This window comes from Candidatus Kuenenia sp. (genome assembly GCF_027493735.1).
In the GTDB taxonomy this organism is placed as follows: Bacteria; Planctomycetota; Brocadiia; order Brocadiales; family Brocadiaceae; genus Kuenenia; species Kuenenia stuttgartiensis_A.
Genome location: NZ_JAOSKF010000006.1, coordinates 155,268 through 172,784, shown reverse-complemented (window position 1 = coordinate 172,784; position 17,517 = coordinate 155,268). Strand labels below are relative to the sequence as shown.

The 17,517-nt window shown below is 40.8% G+C and carries 16 protein-coding genes; 12 read left to right on the top strand and 4 right to left on the bottom strand.

Going from position 1 to position 17,517, the window contains the following annotated elements:
• The first annotated feature begins 8 nt into the window (after window positions 1–8).
• Both obgE and M5U24_RS05105 read left to right on the top strand, forming a co-directional pair.
• Window positions 9–1,013 (top strand): GTPase ObgE, encoded by a 1,005-nt coding sequence (obgE, locus tag M5U24_RS05110; protein WP_099324956.1) that lies wholly within the window; start codon window positions 9–11, stop codon window positions 1,011–1,013.
• Between the two features lie 14 nt (window positions 1,014–1,027).
• On the top strand, window positions 1,028–1,792 hold the full coding sequence (locus tag M5U24_RS05105; RefSeq protein WP_099324955.1) for a type III pantothenate kinase: 765 nt from the start codon (window positions 1,028–1,030) through the stop codon (window positions 1,790–1,792).
• Between the two features lie 249 nt (window positions 1,793–2,041).
• Here M5U24_RS05105 and M5U24_RS05100 read toward each other — a convergent pair whose 3' ends face one another.
• Window positions 2,042–2,485 (bottom strand): hypothetical protein, encoded by a 444-nt coding sequence (locus M5U24_RS05100; protein WP_099324954.1) that lies wholly within the window; start codon window positions 2,483–2,485, stop codon window positions 2,042–2,044.
• Window positions 2,486–2,739: 254 nt separating this feature from the next.
• Here M5U24_RS05100 and M5U24_RS05095 point away from each other — a divergent pair, with 254 nt between their 5' ends.
• From M5U24_RS05095 to M5U24_RS05085, 3 genes are read left to right on the top strand one after another with little or no spacing between them, the layout of a single operon-like run.
• On the top strand, window positions 2,740–3,327 hold the full coding sequence (locus tag M5U24_RS05095) for a hypothetical protein (RefSeq protein ID WP_099324953.1): 588 nt from the start codon (window positions 2,740–2,742) through the stop codon (window positions 3,325–3,327).
• Window positions 3,320–4,012, top strand: coding sequence for a response regulator transcription factor (locus tag M5U24_RS05090; RefSeq protein ID WP_099324952.1), 693 nt, complete (start codon window positions 3,320–3,322; stop codon window positions 4,010–4,012). Before M5U24_RS05095 ends, M5U24_RS05090 begins: the two co-directional genes overlap by 8 nt.
• A complete protein-coding gene (locus M5U24_RS05085) occupies window positions 4,006–5,793 on the top strand; it encodes an ATP-binding protein (RefSeq protein WP_164994431.1) in 1,788 nt (595 codons plus the stop codon). Before M5U24_RS05090 ends, M5U24_RS05085 begins: the two co-directional genes overlap by 7 nt.
• Before the next feature lie 24 nt (window positions 5,794–5,817).
• Here the strand turns inward: M5U24_RS05085 and M5U24_RS05080 are convergent, their stop codons facing one another.
• A complete protein-coding gene (locus M5U24_RS05080) occupies window positions 5,818–6,309 on the bottom strand; it encodes a DUF456 domain-containing protein (RefSeq protein WP_099324950.1) in 492 nt (163 codons plus the stop codon).
• Window positions 6,310–6,482: 173 nt separating this feature from the next.
• Here M5U24_RS05080 and M5U24_RS05075 point away from each other — a divergent pair, with 173 nt between their 5' ends.
• Window positions 6,483–7,481 carry a cache domain-containing protein gene (locus M5U24_RS05075; RefSeq protein WP_157820487.1) on the top strand — a complete coding sequence of 333 codons (999 nt, stop codon included), beginning with the start codon at window positions 6,483–6,485 and terminating at the stop codon, window positions 7,479–7,481.
• A gap of 154 nt (window positions 7,482–7,635) precedes the next feature.
• On the opposite strand, the gene M5U24_RS05070 is transcribed toward M5U24_RS05075, so the two are convergent.
• Both M5U24_RS05070 and M5U24_RS05065 read right to left on the bottom strand, forming a co-directional pair.
• On the bottom strand, window positions 7,636–9,588 hold the full coding sequence (locus tag M5U24_RS05070; RefSeq protein WP_205713359.1) for a SulP family inorganic anion transporter: 1,953 nt from the start codon (window positions 9,586–9,588) through the stop codon (window positions 7,636–7,638).
• 672 nt (window positions 9,589–10,260) lie between these two features.
• Complete coding sequence (locus M5U24_RS05065; protein WP_099324947.1) at window positions 10,261–10,953, bottom strand: hypothetical protein; 693 nt, start codon at window positions 10,951–10,953, stop codon at window positions 10,261–10,263.
• A gap of 411 nt (window positions 10,954–11,364) precedes the next feature.
• Between M5U24_RS05065 and M5U24_RS05060 the strand changes: the two genes are divergently transcribed.
• The 6 genes from M5U24_RS05060 (at window position 11,365) to tgt (ending at window position 17,451) form a co-directional block, all read left to right on the top strand.
• Window positions 11,365–12,507 (top strand): tetratricopeptide repeat protein, encoded by a 1,143-nt coding sequence (locus M5U24_RS05060; protein WP_099324945.1) that lies wholly within the window; start codon window positions 11,365–11,367, stop codon window positions 12,505–12,507.
• 236 nt (window positions 12,508–12,743) lie between these two features.
• Window positions 12,744–13,334 carry a Holliday junction branch migration protein RuvA gene (gene ruvA / locus M5U24_RS05055; RefSeq protein WP_099324944.1) on the top strand — a complete coding sequence of 197 codons (591 nt, stop codon included), beginning with the start codon at window positions 12,744–12,746 and terminating at the stop codon, window positions 13,332–13,334.
• Between the two features lie 45 nt (window positions 13,335–13,379).
• Window positions 13,380–14,411 carry a Holliday junction branch migration DNA helicase RuvB gene (gene ruvB, locus M5U24_RS05050; protein ID WP_099324943.1) on the top strand — a complete coding sequence of 344 codons (1,032 nt, stop codon included), beginning with the start codon at window positions 13,380–13,382 and terminating at the stop codon, window positions 14,409–14,411.
• Between the two features lie 21 nt (window positions 14,412–14,432).
• A complete protein-coding gene (locus M5U24_RS05045; protein WP_099324942.1) occupies window positions 14,433–15,068 on the top strand; it encodes an epoxyqueuosine reductase QueH in 636 nt (211 codons plus the stop codon).
• Window positions 15,069–15,131: 63 nt separating this feature from the next.
• On the top strand, window positions 15,132–16,319 hold the full coding sequence (locus M5U24_RS05040; RefSeq protein WP_099324941.1) for a SpoIID/LytB domain-containing protein: 1,188 nt from the start codon (window positions 15,132–15,134) through the stop codon (window positions 16,317–16,319).
• A gap of 25 nt (window positions 16,320–16,344) precedes the next feature.
• Window positions 16,345–17,451, top strand: coding sequence for a tRNA guanosine(34) transglycosylase Tgt (gene tgt / locus M5U24_RS05035; protein ID WP_099324940.1), 1,107 nt, complete (start codon window positions 16,345–16,347; stop codon window positions 17,449–17,451).
• Window positions 17,452–17,517 lie beyond the last annotated feature (66 nt).

Below are 17,517 nucleotides of genomic sequence, written 5' to 3'. Positions count from 1 at the left end.
TACGCATTGTGTTTGTAGATGAAGCCGTTATTTATGTAAAAGGCGGGGATGGGGGAAACGGCTGCGTCAGTTTCCGCAGGGAAAAATATGTTCCACATGGCGGCCCAAACGGAGGCGATGGCGGGAAAGGGGGTGATATTATCTTGTTGGCAAGCGAAAAGATAGAAACCCTTTTAGACATTACCTCCAGAGTCAAACACATTGCAGATAATGGCATCCACGGAAAAGGATCGAACAAAAACGGCAAGGACGGAAAAGATATCGTCCTCTTATTGCCGCGAGGCACCTTAATAAAAGACAAAGAGAGCGACCGTATCCTGAAGGACATGAGCACTGCCGGAGAAAGCATAGTCATCGCCAGAGGCGGAAAGGGCGGTAGGGGGAACAAGCATTTTGCCACCGCAACGAACCGCGTCCCCCGTGAGGCAGAAGATGGGCAGCCCGGCGAGGCACGATGGCTGATTTTAGAGCTAAAACTTTTTGCGGACGCCGGTCTTATTGGTATGCCAAACGCGGGAAAATCTACATTGCTCTCCCGTATTTCCAAGGCAAGGCCCAAAATAGCAGATTATCCCTTTACCACATTACAGCCACAACTGGGTGTTGTAGAAATAGAAAACTTCCGGCGCTTTATCGTCGCAGATATCCCCGGCCTCATAGAAGGCGCACATAAAGGCATAGGGCTTGGAGACGAATTTTTACGGCATATTGAAAGAACAAAGGTGCTGGTACACATGCTGGACGCCTCTGTTTTCCCGGAAAAAGACCCGTTAGAGGCATACCGTATCATCCGTAATGAATTAAAACAGTACAATCCAAAACTCACGGAAAAAACCGAAATTGTTGTTGCGAATAAAATGGACCTCCTTGACGAAGAAACTGGCGCTGCATGCATTAAAAAGCTTGAAGAAAATATTTCCCACCCTGTCTGCCCCGTCTCAACAATAACTGGAAAAAATTTGAGTAGCCTGATTTATTTGTTGTCCAAAACATTACAAAAAGACACTGCTTAATCGGGAGCGGCGCCATGTGGCTGGCAATTGATATTGGCAATACGAACATCCACGCCGGAGTTTTTGAGGGGGATGTTTTACGCTCATCCTTTTCCCTCAGCAGCAGCGAGCCGCATATGCTGCATGATAGCCTCGCAAAAGCAATATCCACTTGTTCTCTCAAAAACAGTGTTTCTGCCGTGATTATTTCCTCCGTAAACCCAAAACCAGAAGAGGTTCTCTTCGAATGCATAAAAACCCGGTTACATGTGTCACCCCAAAAAATCGGAAAAGATATTCCCGTTCCTTTGTCTGTTTTTGCAGAGTACCCGGAAAAAATTGGCGCCGACAGATTGCTGAATGCGGTTGCCGCATATGAACGATTCCATGATTCGGCAATAATAATTGACGCCGGCACTGCAATTACCGTTGATGTTATAAATAATCACGGCGCCTTTCTCGGCGGTATTATTGCTCCCGGCATGGCTATTTCTTCAAAGGCATTACACCATGCTACTGCTCTGCTGCCAGAAGTATCCATCACGAAAAAACCTGATACTATTTTAGGCAGAAACACCGTCGAAGCGATACGGTCAGGAATTTACTGGGGCGCAATCGGAATGGTAAAACAATACATTGAACTCATTTGCAAGGAACTCCGCGATACACCGGCGATCATTGCAACAGGGGGAAGCGCACCTATACTGGCGCGGGAGATACCGTCAATCGCTTCCATAACACCGCACCTTACGCTGGAAGGTATTCAATGTGCGTACAAGGCCTGGCGGGAGAGGGAATAAGGAGCAGGAACGGGCCACTCATGCGGTACGGATGTACGGATAAATTTTTATGGTAACCAATCCTGCCTTCATAGCTTGAAAATGGAAAAAACAACCCTGACATGGTTCGGAACCCTGTCAGGGTTAATCAAGCAAGCAAGATGCTTCTAATACAATATCTGTCAACCGACAGATATTCGCAAATATTTACAAAAAATCGGGAATGCACCCTAAAAAACTACTTTGATACTACTTTTCCTGTTCTTGAAACTATGCCTTTTTTGAGATTTTTTTTAACAGGTTTTTATACCGAAGGTCTTTTCTGAGAACCGCAAGGTCTTTGTCGTTTTTAATATAGTAAATATCGTTGTAGCCCAAATCTATTGCCTTTTCCAGTGCAATAAACGCTTCTTCTGTATTTTTAAGCAACGCATAACTGCATGCCAGATTGTAATGCACAAACGGGTCATCTTTTCGCAGGCGGCACAGTTTCAGGTCAATCAGAAGACCCTTTTCGTACCTGCCCGTTTCAGTGTAAGCATTGCCTAAATACATAAGACACTCAACATAATCCGGTACCTTTTCAATGATCCCTTCGAAAAACCAGACAATAAACTCTTCCCCCTCCCTCTGAAATTCAGGAGCACGGAGGGTGAAGTTATATTTGGGCAGTTTTATTGGTGAAAGCGCCCTTTTTTTTGATTCTGTTTTCATTTGAACAATCCACCCTGTATTATGTGTACTCTGTTAAAGAAACATTGCGTCAATCCCTATGCAACCGTTTCGTTTTCTAAAACACCAACTACCTTTGTACGGTATGTATTAATGTGGCAAATTACGCAATTAACCGTACCCCTTTCTTTTATTTTGCCAATTTTATTGTTGCCACATTTGTTCCAATATTTTAAAACATATCCTTATCTTGTCCAAGTACAAAATTATCCGTTTTCTTTCTCAAAGGAAAATACATGACCATCGATAAACAATTGCTTAAAAATGCTCTTTCCGGCAAAAAAGATGTTGCGCTCAAAAAAATAACGGAACTCGTGGCATACAAAATATATGAGAGCCAGGAAAATCTTGGGGAAAAAGCGAACTACATTGCCGCGATTGATGCTATCGTCCAATACATATCAGAAAATTTTCCCGACATTCCTTCCTTCCGGGAAAGGCTGTCACATCTTAGCAAAGGAATATTGTCTGTTCATCAGTTCGCAGATATAATTTATGAATATTACAGGGAGAATCATTTCCTTGACTTTGAGGTGGTAAAAAATCTTATCTCTACGGCAAAAGACACCGACTTAAAAAAAATTACCGATATTGTGGCGTTTAAAATCTATCAGAGCCCCGAAGATAAGGGGCCTGAACTAAACTTTCTTTCCGCAGAAACATTTGTGGCGCATTATGTGTCAGAAAATTTTAAAAATATACCCGCCTTTAAAGAATATCTTACTACCCTTGGAAAAGGAGCTGCCACTTTAGAGACGTTTGCACAAATAGTGTACTATTATTATTATCGAAATGAAAACGAGCAGTCTTGCGCAAATGAATGAAACCATACTGATCGTAGATGATGAACGGGATATTGTAAACCTTATTATGTACCATCTGGAAAAGGATGGTTACAAAACGATTACCGCCTTGGATGGCGAGGCAGCGCTTGAGTTGTCGAAATCGGAACGGCCGGCGCTTATCATCCTGGATATTATGCTTCCCGGAATGAACGGTCTGGAAGTATGCAAGCGTTTAAAGTCAGATGAAGCATTGTCCGATGCTGCCATAATCATGTTGACCGCCAGGGGAGAAGAAGACGATATAACACGCGGCCTCAAACTCGGAGCAGACGATTATGTTACAAAGCCATTCAGCCCGAAGGAACTCGTAGCGCGGGTACATTCCGTACTAAGACGCACAAAGAATGCTTCCTTTAAAAAGGAATTGTTAGAAATAGGCGATCTGAAAATTAACATGGACAACTATGAAGTAAAAATCGGACACGATGTCATCCCCCTGACACTTACCGAATTCAAACTATTGTGTCAATTGGCAGGCAAACCGGGCCGCGTATTTACCAGGGACCAATTGATTGATGCAATCGCCGGAGTGGAAACAATTATTATTGACAGGACGATTGATGTTCATATAGCGTCCCTGCGAAAAAAACTGAAGTCGTTTAAAAACCACATCATAACGATACGAGGCATTGGATACAAATTCATGGAATGGCAAGCATGTTGAAACACAAGCCGGTTTTTAAAGCATGTTTCCTCCTTTTTTTACTGTTATCCGTTTGTTTCTTCTCCGCCTTTTATTACGTTCACAGAACACTGAAATCGCATCATGTAACCCTTCTCGACGAAAATATTCTTTCAAAATCATCTGCAGTATATAATTCTTTGAAAAACGTGCTGCAGGGAAACGACAGGGGAAAGATTGTTTCTGCCTGTGAAGATATCGGTAATTTACTCAAGGTCGGCATTGTTATCACGGATGCTGCCGGAAGTGTTGCCTATACTTCCTTAAATAAAAATATACCGGAAACATTCACGGAGGATAACGTTCTCGCACGCCTGCTTAGCGGCGGGGAAAACACTATATTTCACGATAAATTACACCGGGTATCACGCATATCTTTACCTATTGCTATTCCTGATGTGGATATAAAACTCCTTGTCGTTATTTCCCCTTTTGAACACGCTCACGCCGCGATCTCCGCTGTTTCAAAAAAAATTACCGTGTGCCTTTTAATTCTTTTTGCTGTTAGTGCTGCCATAGGATTCATCATTATCGAACGAATCCTTTCCCCGGTAGCAGAAATTACCGGAATTGCCATGGATTTTCTCCGGGGTGATTTTACGATGAGGGCGGATATTTCTTCCCGGAATGGTACGAAGGAACTTGCCAAAGCAGTTAATACGATGGGAAACCGTTTGCAGGCGCAACAACAAATAATTTCCGATAGTGAAAAAAGGTTGACGGCTATCATAAATAATATGAACGACGCCATCATAGTGGTGGATTTACAGGAAAGGATTTTGCTTATAAACAATACGGCAATGACATTTTTTGGCATAGCAGAGATAACGCCTGGCAGGGATTATTTGTGGGAAAGGATAAGAAATGAAACGCTGCAAATACTGGTAAAACAGACAATGAAAACCAATACCGGATTTACGACAGAAATAGAATACGCTTCCCCAAAGAAAAAGCTGCTTCAGACGCAGTTTTCCCTGCTTCAAAAAGACAATAATACCATAGGAATTCTCATTGTATTCCACGACATTACTGATTTAAGAAAATTGGAAAACACCAGGAAGGAGTTTGTCGCCAATGTTTCTCACGAATTAAGGACACCTCTTACCTCAATCAGGGGATATGTGGAAACGCTGTTGGAAAACTATGCCGCTGGGGGCGGGCATACGTATAACAGTTTGAAAGTTATTATGAAACATACACAAAGACTTGATAATTTGATTAAAGATATTTTGGAACTCTCAAAGCTGGAAACGAACGAATTGAAAATGGAGCTTCATGAATTAAACATATATGAGTGTATTGAGGATATATTGCACACCTACAAGGAACACTGCGAGGAAAAGAAACAATCGTTTCGCCTGCACATCTCACAAAACCTCCCCACTGTAGAATCAAATGAATACCTTTTAAGGCAGCTACTGACAAACCTTCTTGACAATGCAATAAAATATACGCACGAGAGCGGGGACATCAGGCTTTCAATCTCTCCGGCGGAGGAAACAATACAAATTGAAGTTTCAGATACGGGTATCGGAATACCACACGAGCATATTCCCCGTATTTTTGAGAGGTTTTACCGGATAGACCCGGCACGTTCAAGGGAAATGGGCGGAACAGGGTTAGGTCTTTCTATCGTCAAACATATAGTAAACCTTCATAATGGCGCCATTAAACTGAAAAGTACGGTCGGCAAGGGGAGTACCTTTACGGTCATATTGCCGCAAAAACAAGAAAAACCGTCAGCCGCTTTTGATGGCAAATAACGTTGGCAAGGGGAGGTGGTTTTCTTAGCCAAAAACCTTCCATACAAAAATAACGATCATTGTCGTTCCAATAATCCCTTTCATCAGGGTTCCGCCAACAAAACCGATAAAATTACCCAGGCCTGATTTCATAGCGCCTGCGTAATTTTTCCCGCCAATTATTTCAAAAATAATGGTGCCGATAACAGGCCCTACAATTAATCCAATTGCCCCTGCCCAGAAAAACCCTGCAACGCTGCCCATGATCGACCCTGCAATCCCCCATTTCGTAGCGCCGAATCTCCTGGCGCCGTACACATTGCCTATGTTTTCGATAACTATGGAAAATACCGTTAACAGAGCAAATAGCAACAACAGTTTCCACGTTATTTCGCTGAAACCCGTGAAGACGGCATAAAAAAAAGCCCCGAACCAAATTAACGGGATACTGGGGAGTATTGGAAGCACAATACCCAGCATGCCCGCAATCATGATAACCATTGATACGGCAAATAGTATTATTTCCCAAATATTCATTTTGCAAAACTGTTTAATAGTAACATTGATATACGGTCAAAACGTATGACCGACATAGTATTTTACCTGGAATATCTGAAAAAATCTGGAATTTTATCTATCGTTAATTTATTGTTATTACAGATTTCACAGAATACTCATGCCCATACACCTTTTTTCATTCATTAATTACCTTGAACTCTGTAAATAAAACACTTTTAACTGTTATAATAGCGATAATTACGTTTTTGATTGCTATGGGGTTGCTCTCCTTTAAAATCCTTGGGTCTGGGCTTCGAAAACAGGTTCAGAACCACCTCTTTTCCGTTCGGGAAATTAAAAAAACACAGATACAGAGCTTTTTCCGTGAACGGTACGGTGACATTAATATCCTCTCCAAAAATCCGCTCATTATGCAGAGTTTACCGGTTTTTGCCGCCGCGTTTAAGGAAGGCGGTTTTGGTGATCCCCGTTATAAACAAGCAGAAAGGGATTATGGATACCTTTTTATGCATTTTTTGACGCAGCATGGCCTCCAAAACATATACCTCGTGGATGCAGAGGGATTTGTTGTCTATGGAGTAAAAGGCGAATCGTTTCGTGGAGAAAATTTAAAAAGCAGTCATTTTGTTTCAACGACACTCAATGAAGTCTTCACTGAAGGGTTAACACGCCTTCATTTTTCAGATATAACCTTTAACGAGAAAACGAGAGACTTCATGTGCATTGGCGCCTGCCCTGTTTTTGATAATGCCACTACATTTTTAGGGGTAATTATTGTTGAAATACCCTATTCGAAACTTGACGCTATTGTGTCACAATCGGAAGGATTAGGAAAAACAGGAGAGATTTATATTATTGGCGAAGACAAATTAATGAGAACAAAGTCAAGATTTCTCAGGGAAAATACTATTTTAAAAATGAAAATAGACACAAAATCTTCGCGGGATGTCATTCTTGGCAATACCTATATACAACGAGTGAAGGATTATCGCAACCTTCCCGTGATCAGCGCATATACACCCCTTGACGGTTTAAGGGATGTGAAATGGTTTCTCCTTGTGGAAATGGATGAAAAAGAAGTATTGCATCCCTTTGTTGTGCTGGAAGCGTACCTTGTAGTTGTTGCAACTGTTATCTTCACTATTTCTATTGTATTTCACCGGTTTATCAGAAAAAAAGCCCTGTTATAAATATCCTTCCGTCGTCCTCTTCAAATTTCAATTAATCCCTGGAAAACATGCCTGCCGGCAACGATTTTCACCCTATTTGTTTTCAGGTGACTCAGAGAAGAAAATTACCGTGACACAAAAAGTGCCACGGTAATTTTTGGCAATCACATTTATCCTATTTTTGCGGATTTCTTTCATAAGGCAACACCATTTCGACATCTTCGATGCTGACAATTGTATCGGGGTGCTTTGGTAATATTTCCTCACGTAAATACTCAAAAAGCTCATCGGCTTTTTCATTTTGCAGCAGTGCTTCAATACGCACTAAAGAATATGCTGCATTTGGTGTGTCCGTCAGCTTTTTGACCGGTTCTATGCTTGCAAACCTGGCAATATCAAGGTTCATAAAGCCTTTCCTTACCAACGCCTGGGCTCCCGTTTCAGCAACAATGCTTACATGTTTTCTTACGATCAATTCCCTGTTATGTTTCATGGCAGAAAGTTTATGTCCCGACAGCTTTTGATGTGCCTCTAAACCAACTACTTCCAGGGTAAGATTTTTACGCTCGAATTCATGCTCGAACTCGTTTAGCTTTCCCATAACACTATGATCAATAAGCTTTGTTTTTGACATGTTCAATATTACATTTTTACCTTCTTTAAGGAAGTATTCTACCTGTTTTCTGAACGGAATCCAGTTGCTGAAAACAGCCGAATCGCTTGCGAAAATTACTACCGTCTTATCGTCCTTTATCTTAACATCCAGATACGGCCTGAATAATGACCGAAGGGGTACGCCGTTTATGATATGTACGAAAAATTTTGCTCCTATGCCTATGGCGATTCCGATGACCAGGTCCGTTGCCAATACTGCTACTAATGTAGTGACAAATATGACCAACTGCTCCACGCCAATTTTGTAAGTATGAACAAATTCCTTTGGCGCGGTTAACTGAAACCCTGTGTATACAAGCATTGCGGCTAGCGCCGCCAGGGGTATTTTGCAAAGTAAAAAAGGCACAAGCGCGACAAAAAGCAGCAACAATAGACCGTGGTACATGTTTGCAAAACGTGTGCGCGCACCATTGTCTATATTTGCCTTACTACGCACAATTTCAGATATCATAGGCAGTCCGCCGATAAATGCACACAGTGTGTTTCCTATTCCAACAGCAAACAAATCCCTGTCAAGGTTTGTTTTCCTTTTCCATGGATCAAGAATATCTATCGCCTTTGCGCTAAGAAGGGATTCGATGCTTCCTATCAGTGCAAACATTATTACCCATTTCCATCCTGCAATGTATTTTAATGAAGAAAAATCCGGGAAGGCGATTGCCTTGAACATATTGCCTGGAATATTTACCATGAATTCTTTTCCGAGGTTATATTCATATCCTTCAAAGACATAAATGCCTTCATTTGGCACTCCAAGAGATAAACAAAGCGGTATTGCAAAAAATAGCACAAACATTGGAGGAGGAATCTTTTGCAGTATTTTATACTTATGCTTTATCTTTGGGATACCAAACATGATAATTAAACTGCCGATGCCTATTGCCGCAATGTAAGGATTCATATCAATGATAACCCTGGGTATCTCTGCCATTAATTCAAAAGGTTCACCTGCCGCAGTACCGCCTAATACTATGGGAAATTGTTTGAGAATGACAATAATGCCAATAGCGGCTAACATGCCATGTACAGCACATAAGGGGAAAAAATCCCCAAGTGAGCCTACCCGGAGAAGACCAAATATAATCTGTAAGCAGCCGGCGGCGACACCTACCCCCAGCGCCATTCTGTAGGCTTGAATATCTGCGGCGATGTCTCTTCCCCCGGTATACCCGAAATCGGTAACTGCACCAATTGCAATAACAATTAACCCCGCGGCCGGCCCTTTTATTGTTAACTGTGAATTACTAATAAACGTTGTAACGACTGCGCCTACAACCGCAGTGAATATGCCTGCTATTGCCGGATAACCACAGGCAAGAGAAATCCCCAGACACAACGGAAGTGCAATTAAAAAAACCAGAAATCCCGCATTAAAGTCTTTTTTAAAATTTTGTCCCATTCCGGAAAAGCCGGCATTCGGAACGGGCTCTTGAGCACCGTTTAATTTCGACACACTCATTTACCTCCTTAATTGTAAATCTTAAGAATATTTTTATACGATAGTACCTTCTTGTCACACCACTTCTTTTAAAAAGAAGTAGTCACAAGTCAAGCAAATTGCGCTCCCAAAACAATACACCTTTTATACACATGAATATGTCATATATACTTAATCATACTCAGGATATTTACAAAATGTGCTTTTTATGCTGTGCGGCAGGGGCAAATTATGTTTGTCTTAGTTGAACTTGCACAGTGTTGTCCATGGACGTCTATGCTAAAATTTTGATATACAGCACAAGCCTATAGTGCAAGGAGTCTCACGCAGGCATTTTGCTAAAGCATTCTGCTGAATGATATAACCACTATTCAATGCATAGCTTATGTGACAAATTATACTATTGCAGGGATCTGATTTTAAGCTCTTAACAGGTATGGGTTATTTATAATATCTACCTTGCGCTATGTTTTATTTCGGACGAGAAACAAGCATTTCATTTTGCAAGGATACTTTGTTTGTGCATTTATGGTTTTAGAGACGTATAAAATGATCAACTTTTTTCGCGAGAAGCGGGGCTTGTCGGCAGGGGTAGGCATGTGTGGTTTTTCGAAAAAGGCTGCAATGCCAACCTTCTCTGTCTCTTTTCTTCCTGTTTTATGCTTATTTGGATCCGGCTTATCCTTGTTAAGGATGATTTGGTTGAAAGAATGAGGCGATAAATGGCTGAGTAACGCAAAAAAGCCAGCTACCGAAATAAGCAAAACAAATAAGCGTAATCCAAAAGATTTTCAGAAAATTTGTGTAAAGAGGATTTTTTTTATATATTTCAAGCCAAATGGTGGCTAATGTGAGCAGTACAGGATTTATAAAAAGATCGTTTGTGCCGGGCGAGGTAGTAGCCCCGATATAATTAAAGAGAAGGCCTACCACTACGCTAATAAACAGAGAGAGATAGTAGGTGTTTTTCGCAATAATAATGCTGAAAATAACCAGGGAATGTGAAAGTATGGATGCTATTGCGAATTCCAAACCGCGGTAAAACTCGTAAGAGATTATAGAATAGGGCGTAAGAAACGCAAAGAGGATGGCATTTCTCTCTTTCCCAGTTGTATTATAAAAAAAATATAATGAAGCCGGGGCGATAAATTTGAGAATGTCATTATCACTCCAGTATTCATTGTCGCCAAAATACACACATGCAATGCCAATGCAAGCGGAAAGATAGAGGAGAAATTCTATTTTTTGCTTTCTTCGCAAAATCCATAATACAAGGAGAAAAACAAGTGCCGATTGCAATAGGGTAAGGCACTCTTTAAGCCAGAAAATATGTTCATAGATATAAATAAGATTTTCGAAGTTAGTTGTGATAAATTCCATAGGATTATTGCATTTTCAAATGATAAAAAACAAAAAAAGTGTTGCATGGAAGCTTATTATACAAAAACGAAACAAGCCTGGAAATCTGTGGTTTCAACCTCTTTTTACCTTTGCTACTGAAACTTTGTCCCGCCGGATGTTTTCCACTTATATCATTTTTTCAAAGCCATGGGGAAATGAAAAAATTCTAAATGAAATTTTTTTAGGAACTAATCTTATAATTTAGGAGTGTTTAAAAGTTCATTTTCCCTTAAAATCATAAGTAATTATTTATATATATGTTGTAACGTTTCAGGCGGAAAATTTAGTTGAATTTAAAGTTTAAGTTTGTTAAACTCAATCCCTTAAATACCTTAAAAGAACGTCTTTTAAGTAATTGCATTTTAGTAAAACAGATGGAGATTCGGTAATATGGCAGATACGGTATCTGAGTTAGATATCAACAAACTCCTTGACGCTGAAACAATTTCAAGAGAGACTGTTGCTGAGATAAAACAAAAAGTTTTAGGCTTTTTAGAAAACAGGAAGATCTTTGATAAAAAAATAGAGTCATTAAGGGAAGGAATAAGGAAGGAAACTGATAACGCTAAACTGAAAGACAAAAAGCTGTTGCTGGGAATATGTTTGTGGATCATTGGAGAAACGAAAGAAGCTATGGGCTTATTGAATGAAGTAAAGACAAGGAAAATAGGCTCGTATTACCTGGGGAAATGTTATCAGGAATTGGGTGATTATAAAAATGCGTTAGAGTGTTTTGAACGGGCGAAAAAATCAGATGATGAAGAATTTGATATCTGCATGGATATTGCCGAGACAAAAAGAATGGCGGGCGACAGCAATGAGGCATTAAAGGTAATAAAGAATTTTTCACAGTCACACAACGACAACGCTGAACTGCATTATCAATGGGGACATTGCCTGGAGTCCTTGGGGATGTACGAAGAGGCTTTCGTGCATTACGACAAGGCGCTTCAGATCGAACCAAATCATACGAAATCTCTTTTTCAAATGGCATTTAATTACGATATCGCCGGGGAAGACGACCTTGCGATTGAATATTATGAACGATGCACCAACCTCCGTCCTGCCCATAAAAATGCATACATGAATTTAGGGATATTATACGAAGACAATGGAAAATATGATGACGCAATTTTTTGTTATGAAGCCGTTTTGGATGTAGAGCCTATGCACGAAAGGGCCTCATTTTGCCTGAAGAGTGCAAAGGCTTCTTCGGAAATGGTTTTTGATGAGGAGGCGTCGAAAAAACAGGGACATGAAGGTGACGTGTTAAATATTCCCATTTCCGACTTCGAACTTTCCGTTCGGAGCAGAAATTGCCTTGAAAAAATGAATATTCATACCTTAAGAGATCTGACAAGAATTTCAGAACCAGATTTGTTGACATTTAAAAATTTTGGGGAAACCTCTCTTAACGAAATAAAGGCAATATTGATACAAAAAGGATTACAATTGGGACAATCCTATGATGGGCACAATATCGAGAAATCCACTGGCAAAAAGACTGGTTCCCTGAAGAGGGCAAAAGGTTGATTTGGCAGTTTGCTTTGCCATGGTCGGTTTAGGCAGATTGCAATCTGAAGGTCAGCATTTTTTCGTGTTCCACAAGTAAGTTTTTCTTGGAAATCAACAAAATAGAAACCCCTTTCAGACAGATATAAATGTTGGCGGTATAAAGTGGCAGGAGGCGTGTTTGCGGAAAGGCCTCAAAGAAAATGGCAGGAATGGCGCTGGATGTTATATAGCAGTGTGTTGCGGAAGGTATTCTTATGTTAGATTACATCCGGGGGCAAGTGATTAGCAAATCTCCCACCAAGTTGGTCTTGGAAGTTGCAGGCGTTGGTTATTTATTACACATTCCAATCTCTACTTTTGAAAAAATTCCCAGCCGTGGCGAAGTTACAATTCATACTCAGTTGTTTTTGAGAGAAGATGGCATAAAACTGTTTGGATTTGCCTCAGATGAAGAAAGGGGCTTATTCCAGCTATTGCTATCGGTAAATGGTGTTGGGCCAACTATGGCAATTGCCATACTATCCGGCAGTACGGCAAACGATATTAAGTGTGCAATAGCCAGAGAAGACACAAAGGCATTAATGCGAATCAAAGGAGTGGGAAAAAAAACAGCGGAACGAATTGTGTTGGAACTAAAGGAAAGCGTTAAAGGGGCAAAAGCATCCATAGATATAGAAATGGATGGCAGACAAAGGGCATTTGCCGACGATGCAATTATGGCGTTAATTTCTTTAGGATATGGCAGGCCTGTGGCGGAAAACGCAGTAAAAGAGGCCGTAAAAAAATTGAATTTGGTGGACAATATAGAAGTTCTTGTGCGGGAAGCCTTGAAGTTTAAAACATAATAGAGTGCTGTAATGGTTCTTAATTTACTAAGTAAGGAATCGGGCATGTTAAATGAAGGGGTATTGTCTTCTTCCGCGGCAATTGAAGATAGTAATCTTGATCTTACGCTTAGGCCGAAAAGATTTAATGATTTCATAGGACAAGATCGTATAAAAGAAAACCTGCATATCTATATAAAAGCGGCAAAAAAAAGGGGTGAACCAATTGATCACGTCTTGTTTTCCGGCCCGCCTGGTTTGGGGAAAACGACGTTATCCCAAATCATTGCGAGTGAAACAAATACCGCTATAAGGACGACTTCCGGTCCCATATTGGATAAACCGGCAGACCTTGCGGGCATTTTAACCAATTTACAGCAAGGTGAAATTCTTTTCATTGATGAGATTCATCGATTAAATACTAATGTAGAAGAATATTTGTATTCTGCAATGGAAGATTTCTCCATCGATATAATTATTGACCAGGGGCAAAAAGCGAGGTCGGTAAAAATAAACCTGCAAAGGTTTACACTTATTGGAGCCACTACCCGTGAGGGGTTGCTTACTGCACCGTTACGGTCACGGTTTGGGGTACTTGAGAAACTGGAATTTTATCCATGGGAAGATCTGTATAAAATTGTGTGTAATTCTGCGCGTAAGCTTGCGATACCAATTGAGGTAAAGGGTGCAGAAGCAATAGCAAAGCGGTCGCGTGGCACCCCGAGGATTGCAAACAGGTTTTTAAGGAGAATTCGGGATGTGGCCCAGGTGTTAGGAGAAGACGGGAAGGATGTGATAGACGAGAAAATAGCACTCAGGGGGCTGGAGATGTTGGGCGTAGACGAAAATGGTTTATGCGAAATGGACCGCAAGATTTTGCAGACGGTAGTAAAAAGCGGAGGAGGCCCTATCGGATTAAAAACGATAGCAGTATCGGTAAATGAACAAGAAGATACTATAGAAGAAGTGTATGAATCCTTCCTTATCCAAAGAGGTTATTTGGAAAAAACGCCGCGGGGGAGAATTGCCACAAAACAAACATACGAGCATCTCGGTGTTCACAAACAAATGCCGGCGCAAAAAAAGATATTTCAATAGCAAAGGAATTTTCAAACAAATATGCAGCTATTATTACATATCTGTTGCGCATGTTGTTTATGTGCGCCACTCAATGAATTGAAAAAAGAAGGTTTTGCCGTTACCGGGTTTTTTTATAATCCGAATATACATCCATTGCTTGAGTTTCGCCGTAGAATAAAAGCATTGCGGGTTTTTCAGGAAAAAAATCCAGTAAAAATTATTTTTAACGAAGAATATGGATTAAGAGATTTTTTGAAAAATGTGAATTATGAGGGAGGCAACCGTTGCGCAGATTGCTATGCCATGAGGCTTGATTGTGCCGCATCGTATGCAAAAAAACATACGTATGACGCCTTCACCTCTACAATGTTATTCAGCAGGTACCAGGACCATGTACAATTAAAAGAAATTTCCGAAAGGCTATCAAAAGAAAAAGAGATACCTTTTTTGTATCGTGATTATCGTTATTTATCTGAGCATAGCAATGAAATTGCACGAAAAAACATGATTTACCGGCAGGGCTATTGTGGTTGTGTCTTCAGTGAATATGAAAGATACAAAGATACGACCCGGGAATTATATAAGGGAAATAGCCTTCAGTACAAGGAGAATGAAGATACTTCCGGGGGGTTGCCGGCAAAAAGCGGTGGCGAAATATGCCATTGTTCAAGATGACATGTTCCCCCTTACCGTGGTTTTTCAAAAACTAAATTGTTGCCATTTTTTTGGTATAAAATCATGCACAAAACATTCTATATAGCAATAATGTTCATTGTGCCGTTTCTTGTTGCAGTCACTCATCTGTCATGCAAGAGGGATATTACAAAAATAGAAGAAGGGGGGCGGGACTATGCTTCCCGTGATGAAAGTGCTCTCAACGTCAGGATACTCCTTCTGGATAGGGTTAAAAAAGCTGAATTGTCGGTTGATGGGCGATATCAGATTTTGGGGGGTTTGTCCAATGTGGTAGATGAAGGTGTGAAGTTGGATAAAGCGAATGTTTTTATCGAAAATGGCTGGATTAACCTAGGCGGCAAGAGGCATTACAATAGCGAGTTACGGATCAAAGATTTAGGGGGTAGCGGTATTGTATTGGATTCAATCCCCTATCGCGGCGAAATACGGATATTACCGCAAACAGACAAAGAATTTTCGGTTATCGAAGAAATTAATATTGAGAATTTTGTGGTAGGCGTACTTGGGTGCGAAATGCCGAATTCATGGGAAGAAGACGCTTTACGTTCCCAGGCAGTCGCCATAAGAACTTATGTGGAAAACAGAAGGAAGGCCAAAAAAAACGAACCGTTCCACCTGGATAAGTCTGAGCTTGCATACAGGGGCATGCTTGGAGAAACTGCGAAAAGCGTAAAAATTGTACAGGATACGGCGGGCATTGTTATGGCATATCACGGAGAGATATTTTCTGCCTATTTTCACAGCACCTGCGGCGGACATACCGAGGACGTCAATTTGGTATTTGGCAAAGAAAAGCTTCCTCCGCTGTCTGGGGTAAAATGCGGGTACTGCGAAAATTCCAAATATTACACATGGAGCGTTAATATTGAGAAATCCTCAATACTACAGAAATTACAAAAAGCGAAGGTTAACGTTTCAAATATCGTTTCTGTTAAAACGGTAAATCATGGCCCTGGGGAGCATGGTTCTGAGGTTGAAATTATTGCTGCAAAAGGGAAGGAACTGATGAATGCAAACAGATTCAGGCTGCTGGTAGGGCCAAATAATTTATATAGCACCGCATTTACCGCCAGGAATAATGGCAAGAATATTACCTTTTCCGGCAAAGGCTGGGGGCATGGCGTCGGGCTTTGCCAGTATGGCGTACAGGGCATGGCGAAAAAAGGGTTTAACTGGAGAGAGATTTTGGGACATTATTATCCAAAAAGTGAGTTAAGGCGAATATATTAATCACCCATTCTTTTGGGGGAAATAATTGTTTTTCAAGGTTTTGGCAACAGATAAACAAACAAAAGCAAGGCGTGGCGAATTACATTTGGCCGGTCAGATTATCCCTACCCCGGTTTTTATGCCGGTTGGAACGCAAGGTACGGTTAAAACGCTAACCCCGCTGCAGATCAAAGAAACAGGAGCGGAAATAATTTTATGTAACGCGTATCATTTATGTCTGCGGCCAGGCGCTGAAATTATTAAACAACTTGGCGGACTTCACCGGTTTATGGGATGGAAGGGCGCTATTATAACGGATAGTGGGGGATTCCAGGTTTTTTCGTTAAGCAAATTGACAAAAATATCAAACAATGGTGTGGAATTTCAATCTCCTATTGATGGTTCAAAATTGTTACTTACCCCTGAGAAGGTGATAAAAATACAGAATGACATCGGGGCAAATATTATTATGGCATTTGATGAATGCGTTCCGTATCCCTGTGAAAAAGACATGGCAAGTGTTGCAGTTGAGAGAACGCTTAATTGGGCTGCGCGGTGTTTGGATTCCCATAATAATGAAGACCAGGCGCTTTTTGGCATAGTTCAGGGAAGCGTTTTCGAGGAACTTCGCATTGAATGCGCAAAACATCTTGAAAAAATGAATTTTCAGGGCTATGCCATAGGCGGATTAAGCGTTGGCGAGGGAAGCTTATTGATGAACGAGGTCATGGATTATACAGTTGAGTATTTGCCTCCGGGAAAGCCAAGATATTTAATGGGCGTTGGCTTCCCTGAAGATATTCTTCACGCGGTAGAACGGGGGGTTGATATGTTTGACTGCGTTATTCCGACTCGCAACGGTAGAAACGGCTGTGCTTTTACTCATTTGGGAAAGGTGAAAATACTCAATAGCCGATACAAAGAAGATACAGGGCCGTTGGATGAAATGTGTGATTGTTATACGTGTAAAAATTTTTCAAGGGCGTATTTGAGACACCTCTTTGTCGCAAAAGAAACATTGGGGCTAACGTTGCTCTCATTGCATAATATTTTTTATTTTCAACGGTTAATGCAACAGATAAGGGACTCTATTGAAAGGGGAGAGTTCCGAAGCTTTAAGGAACAGTTTTTTTCAGCGTACAAAAATAATTGAAAGATTTTTTTCAGCAATATTGTGTTGGCGGCATTGGTCGCATATGGTGAAGTTGACGGGGAAAGG

Bases quoted from the DNA above. Each gene is read 5' to 3' on its own strand.
- ruvA (WP_099324944.1), top strand. From the start codon at position 12,744: ATGTTAGATTACATCCGGGGGCAAGTGATTAGCAAATCTCCCACCAAG.
- M5U24_RS05090 (WP_099324952.1), top strand. From the start codon at position 3,320: ATGAATGAAACCATACTGATCGTAGATGATGAACGGGATATTGTAAAC.
- M5U24_RS05065 (WP_099324947.1), bottom strand. From the start codon at position 10,953: ATGGAATTTATCACAACTAACTTCGAAAATCTTATTTATATCTATGAA.
- M5U24_RS05085 (WP_164994431.1), top strand. From the start codon at position 4,006: ATGTTGAAACACAAGCCGGTTTTTAAAGCATGTTTCCTCCTTTTTTTA.
- M5U24_RS05105 (WP_099324955.1), top strand. From the start codon at position 1,028: ATGTGGCTGGCAATTGATATTGGCAATACGAACATCCACGCCGGAGTT.
- M5U24_RS05080 (WP_099324950.1), bottom strand. From the start codon at position 6,309: ATGAATATTTGGGAAATAATACTATTTGCCGTATCAATGGTTATCATG.
- M5U24_RS05095 (WP_099324953.1), top strand. From the start codon at position 2,740: ATGACCATCGATAAACAATTGCTTAAAAATGCTCTTTCCGGCAAAAAA.
- M5U24_RS05045 (WP_099324942.1), top strand. From the start codon at position 14,433: ATGCAGCTATTATTACATATCTGTTGCGCATGTTGTTTATGTGCGCCA.
- M5U24_RS05100 (WP_099324954.1), bottom strand. From the start codon at position 2,485: ATGAAAACAGAATCAAAAAAAAGGGCGCTTTCACCAATAAAACTGCCC.
- ruvB (WP_099324943.1), top strand. From the start codon at position 13,380: ATGTTAAATGAAGGGGTATTGTCTTCTTCCGCGGCAATTGAAGATAGT.
- M5U24_RS05060 (WP_099324945.1), top strand. From the start codon at position 11,365: ATGGCAGATACGGTATCTGAGTTAGATATCAACAAACTCCTTGACGCT.
- M5U24_RS05040 (WP_099324941.1), top strand. From the start codon at position 15,132: ATGCACAAAACATTCTATATAGCAATAATGTTCATTGTGCCGTTTCTT.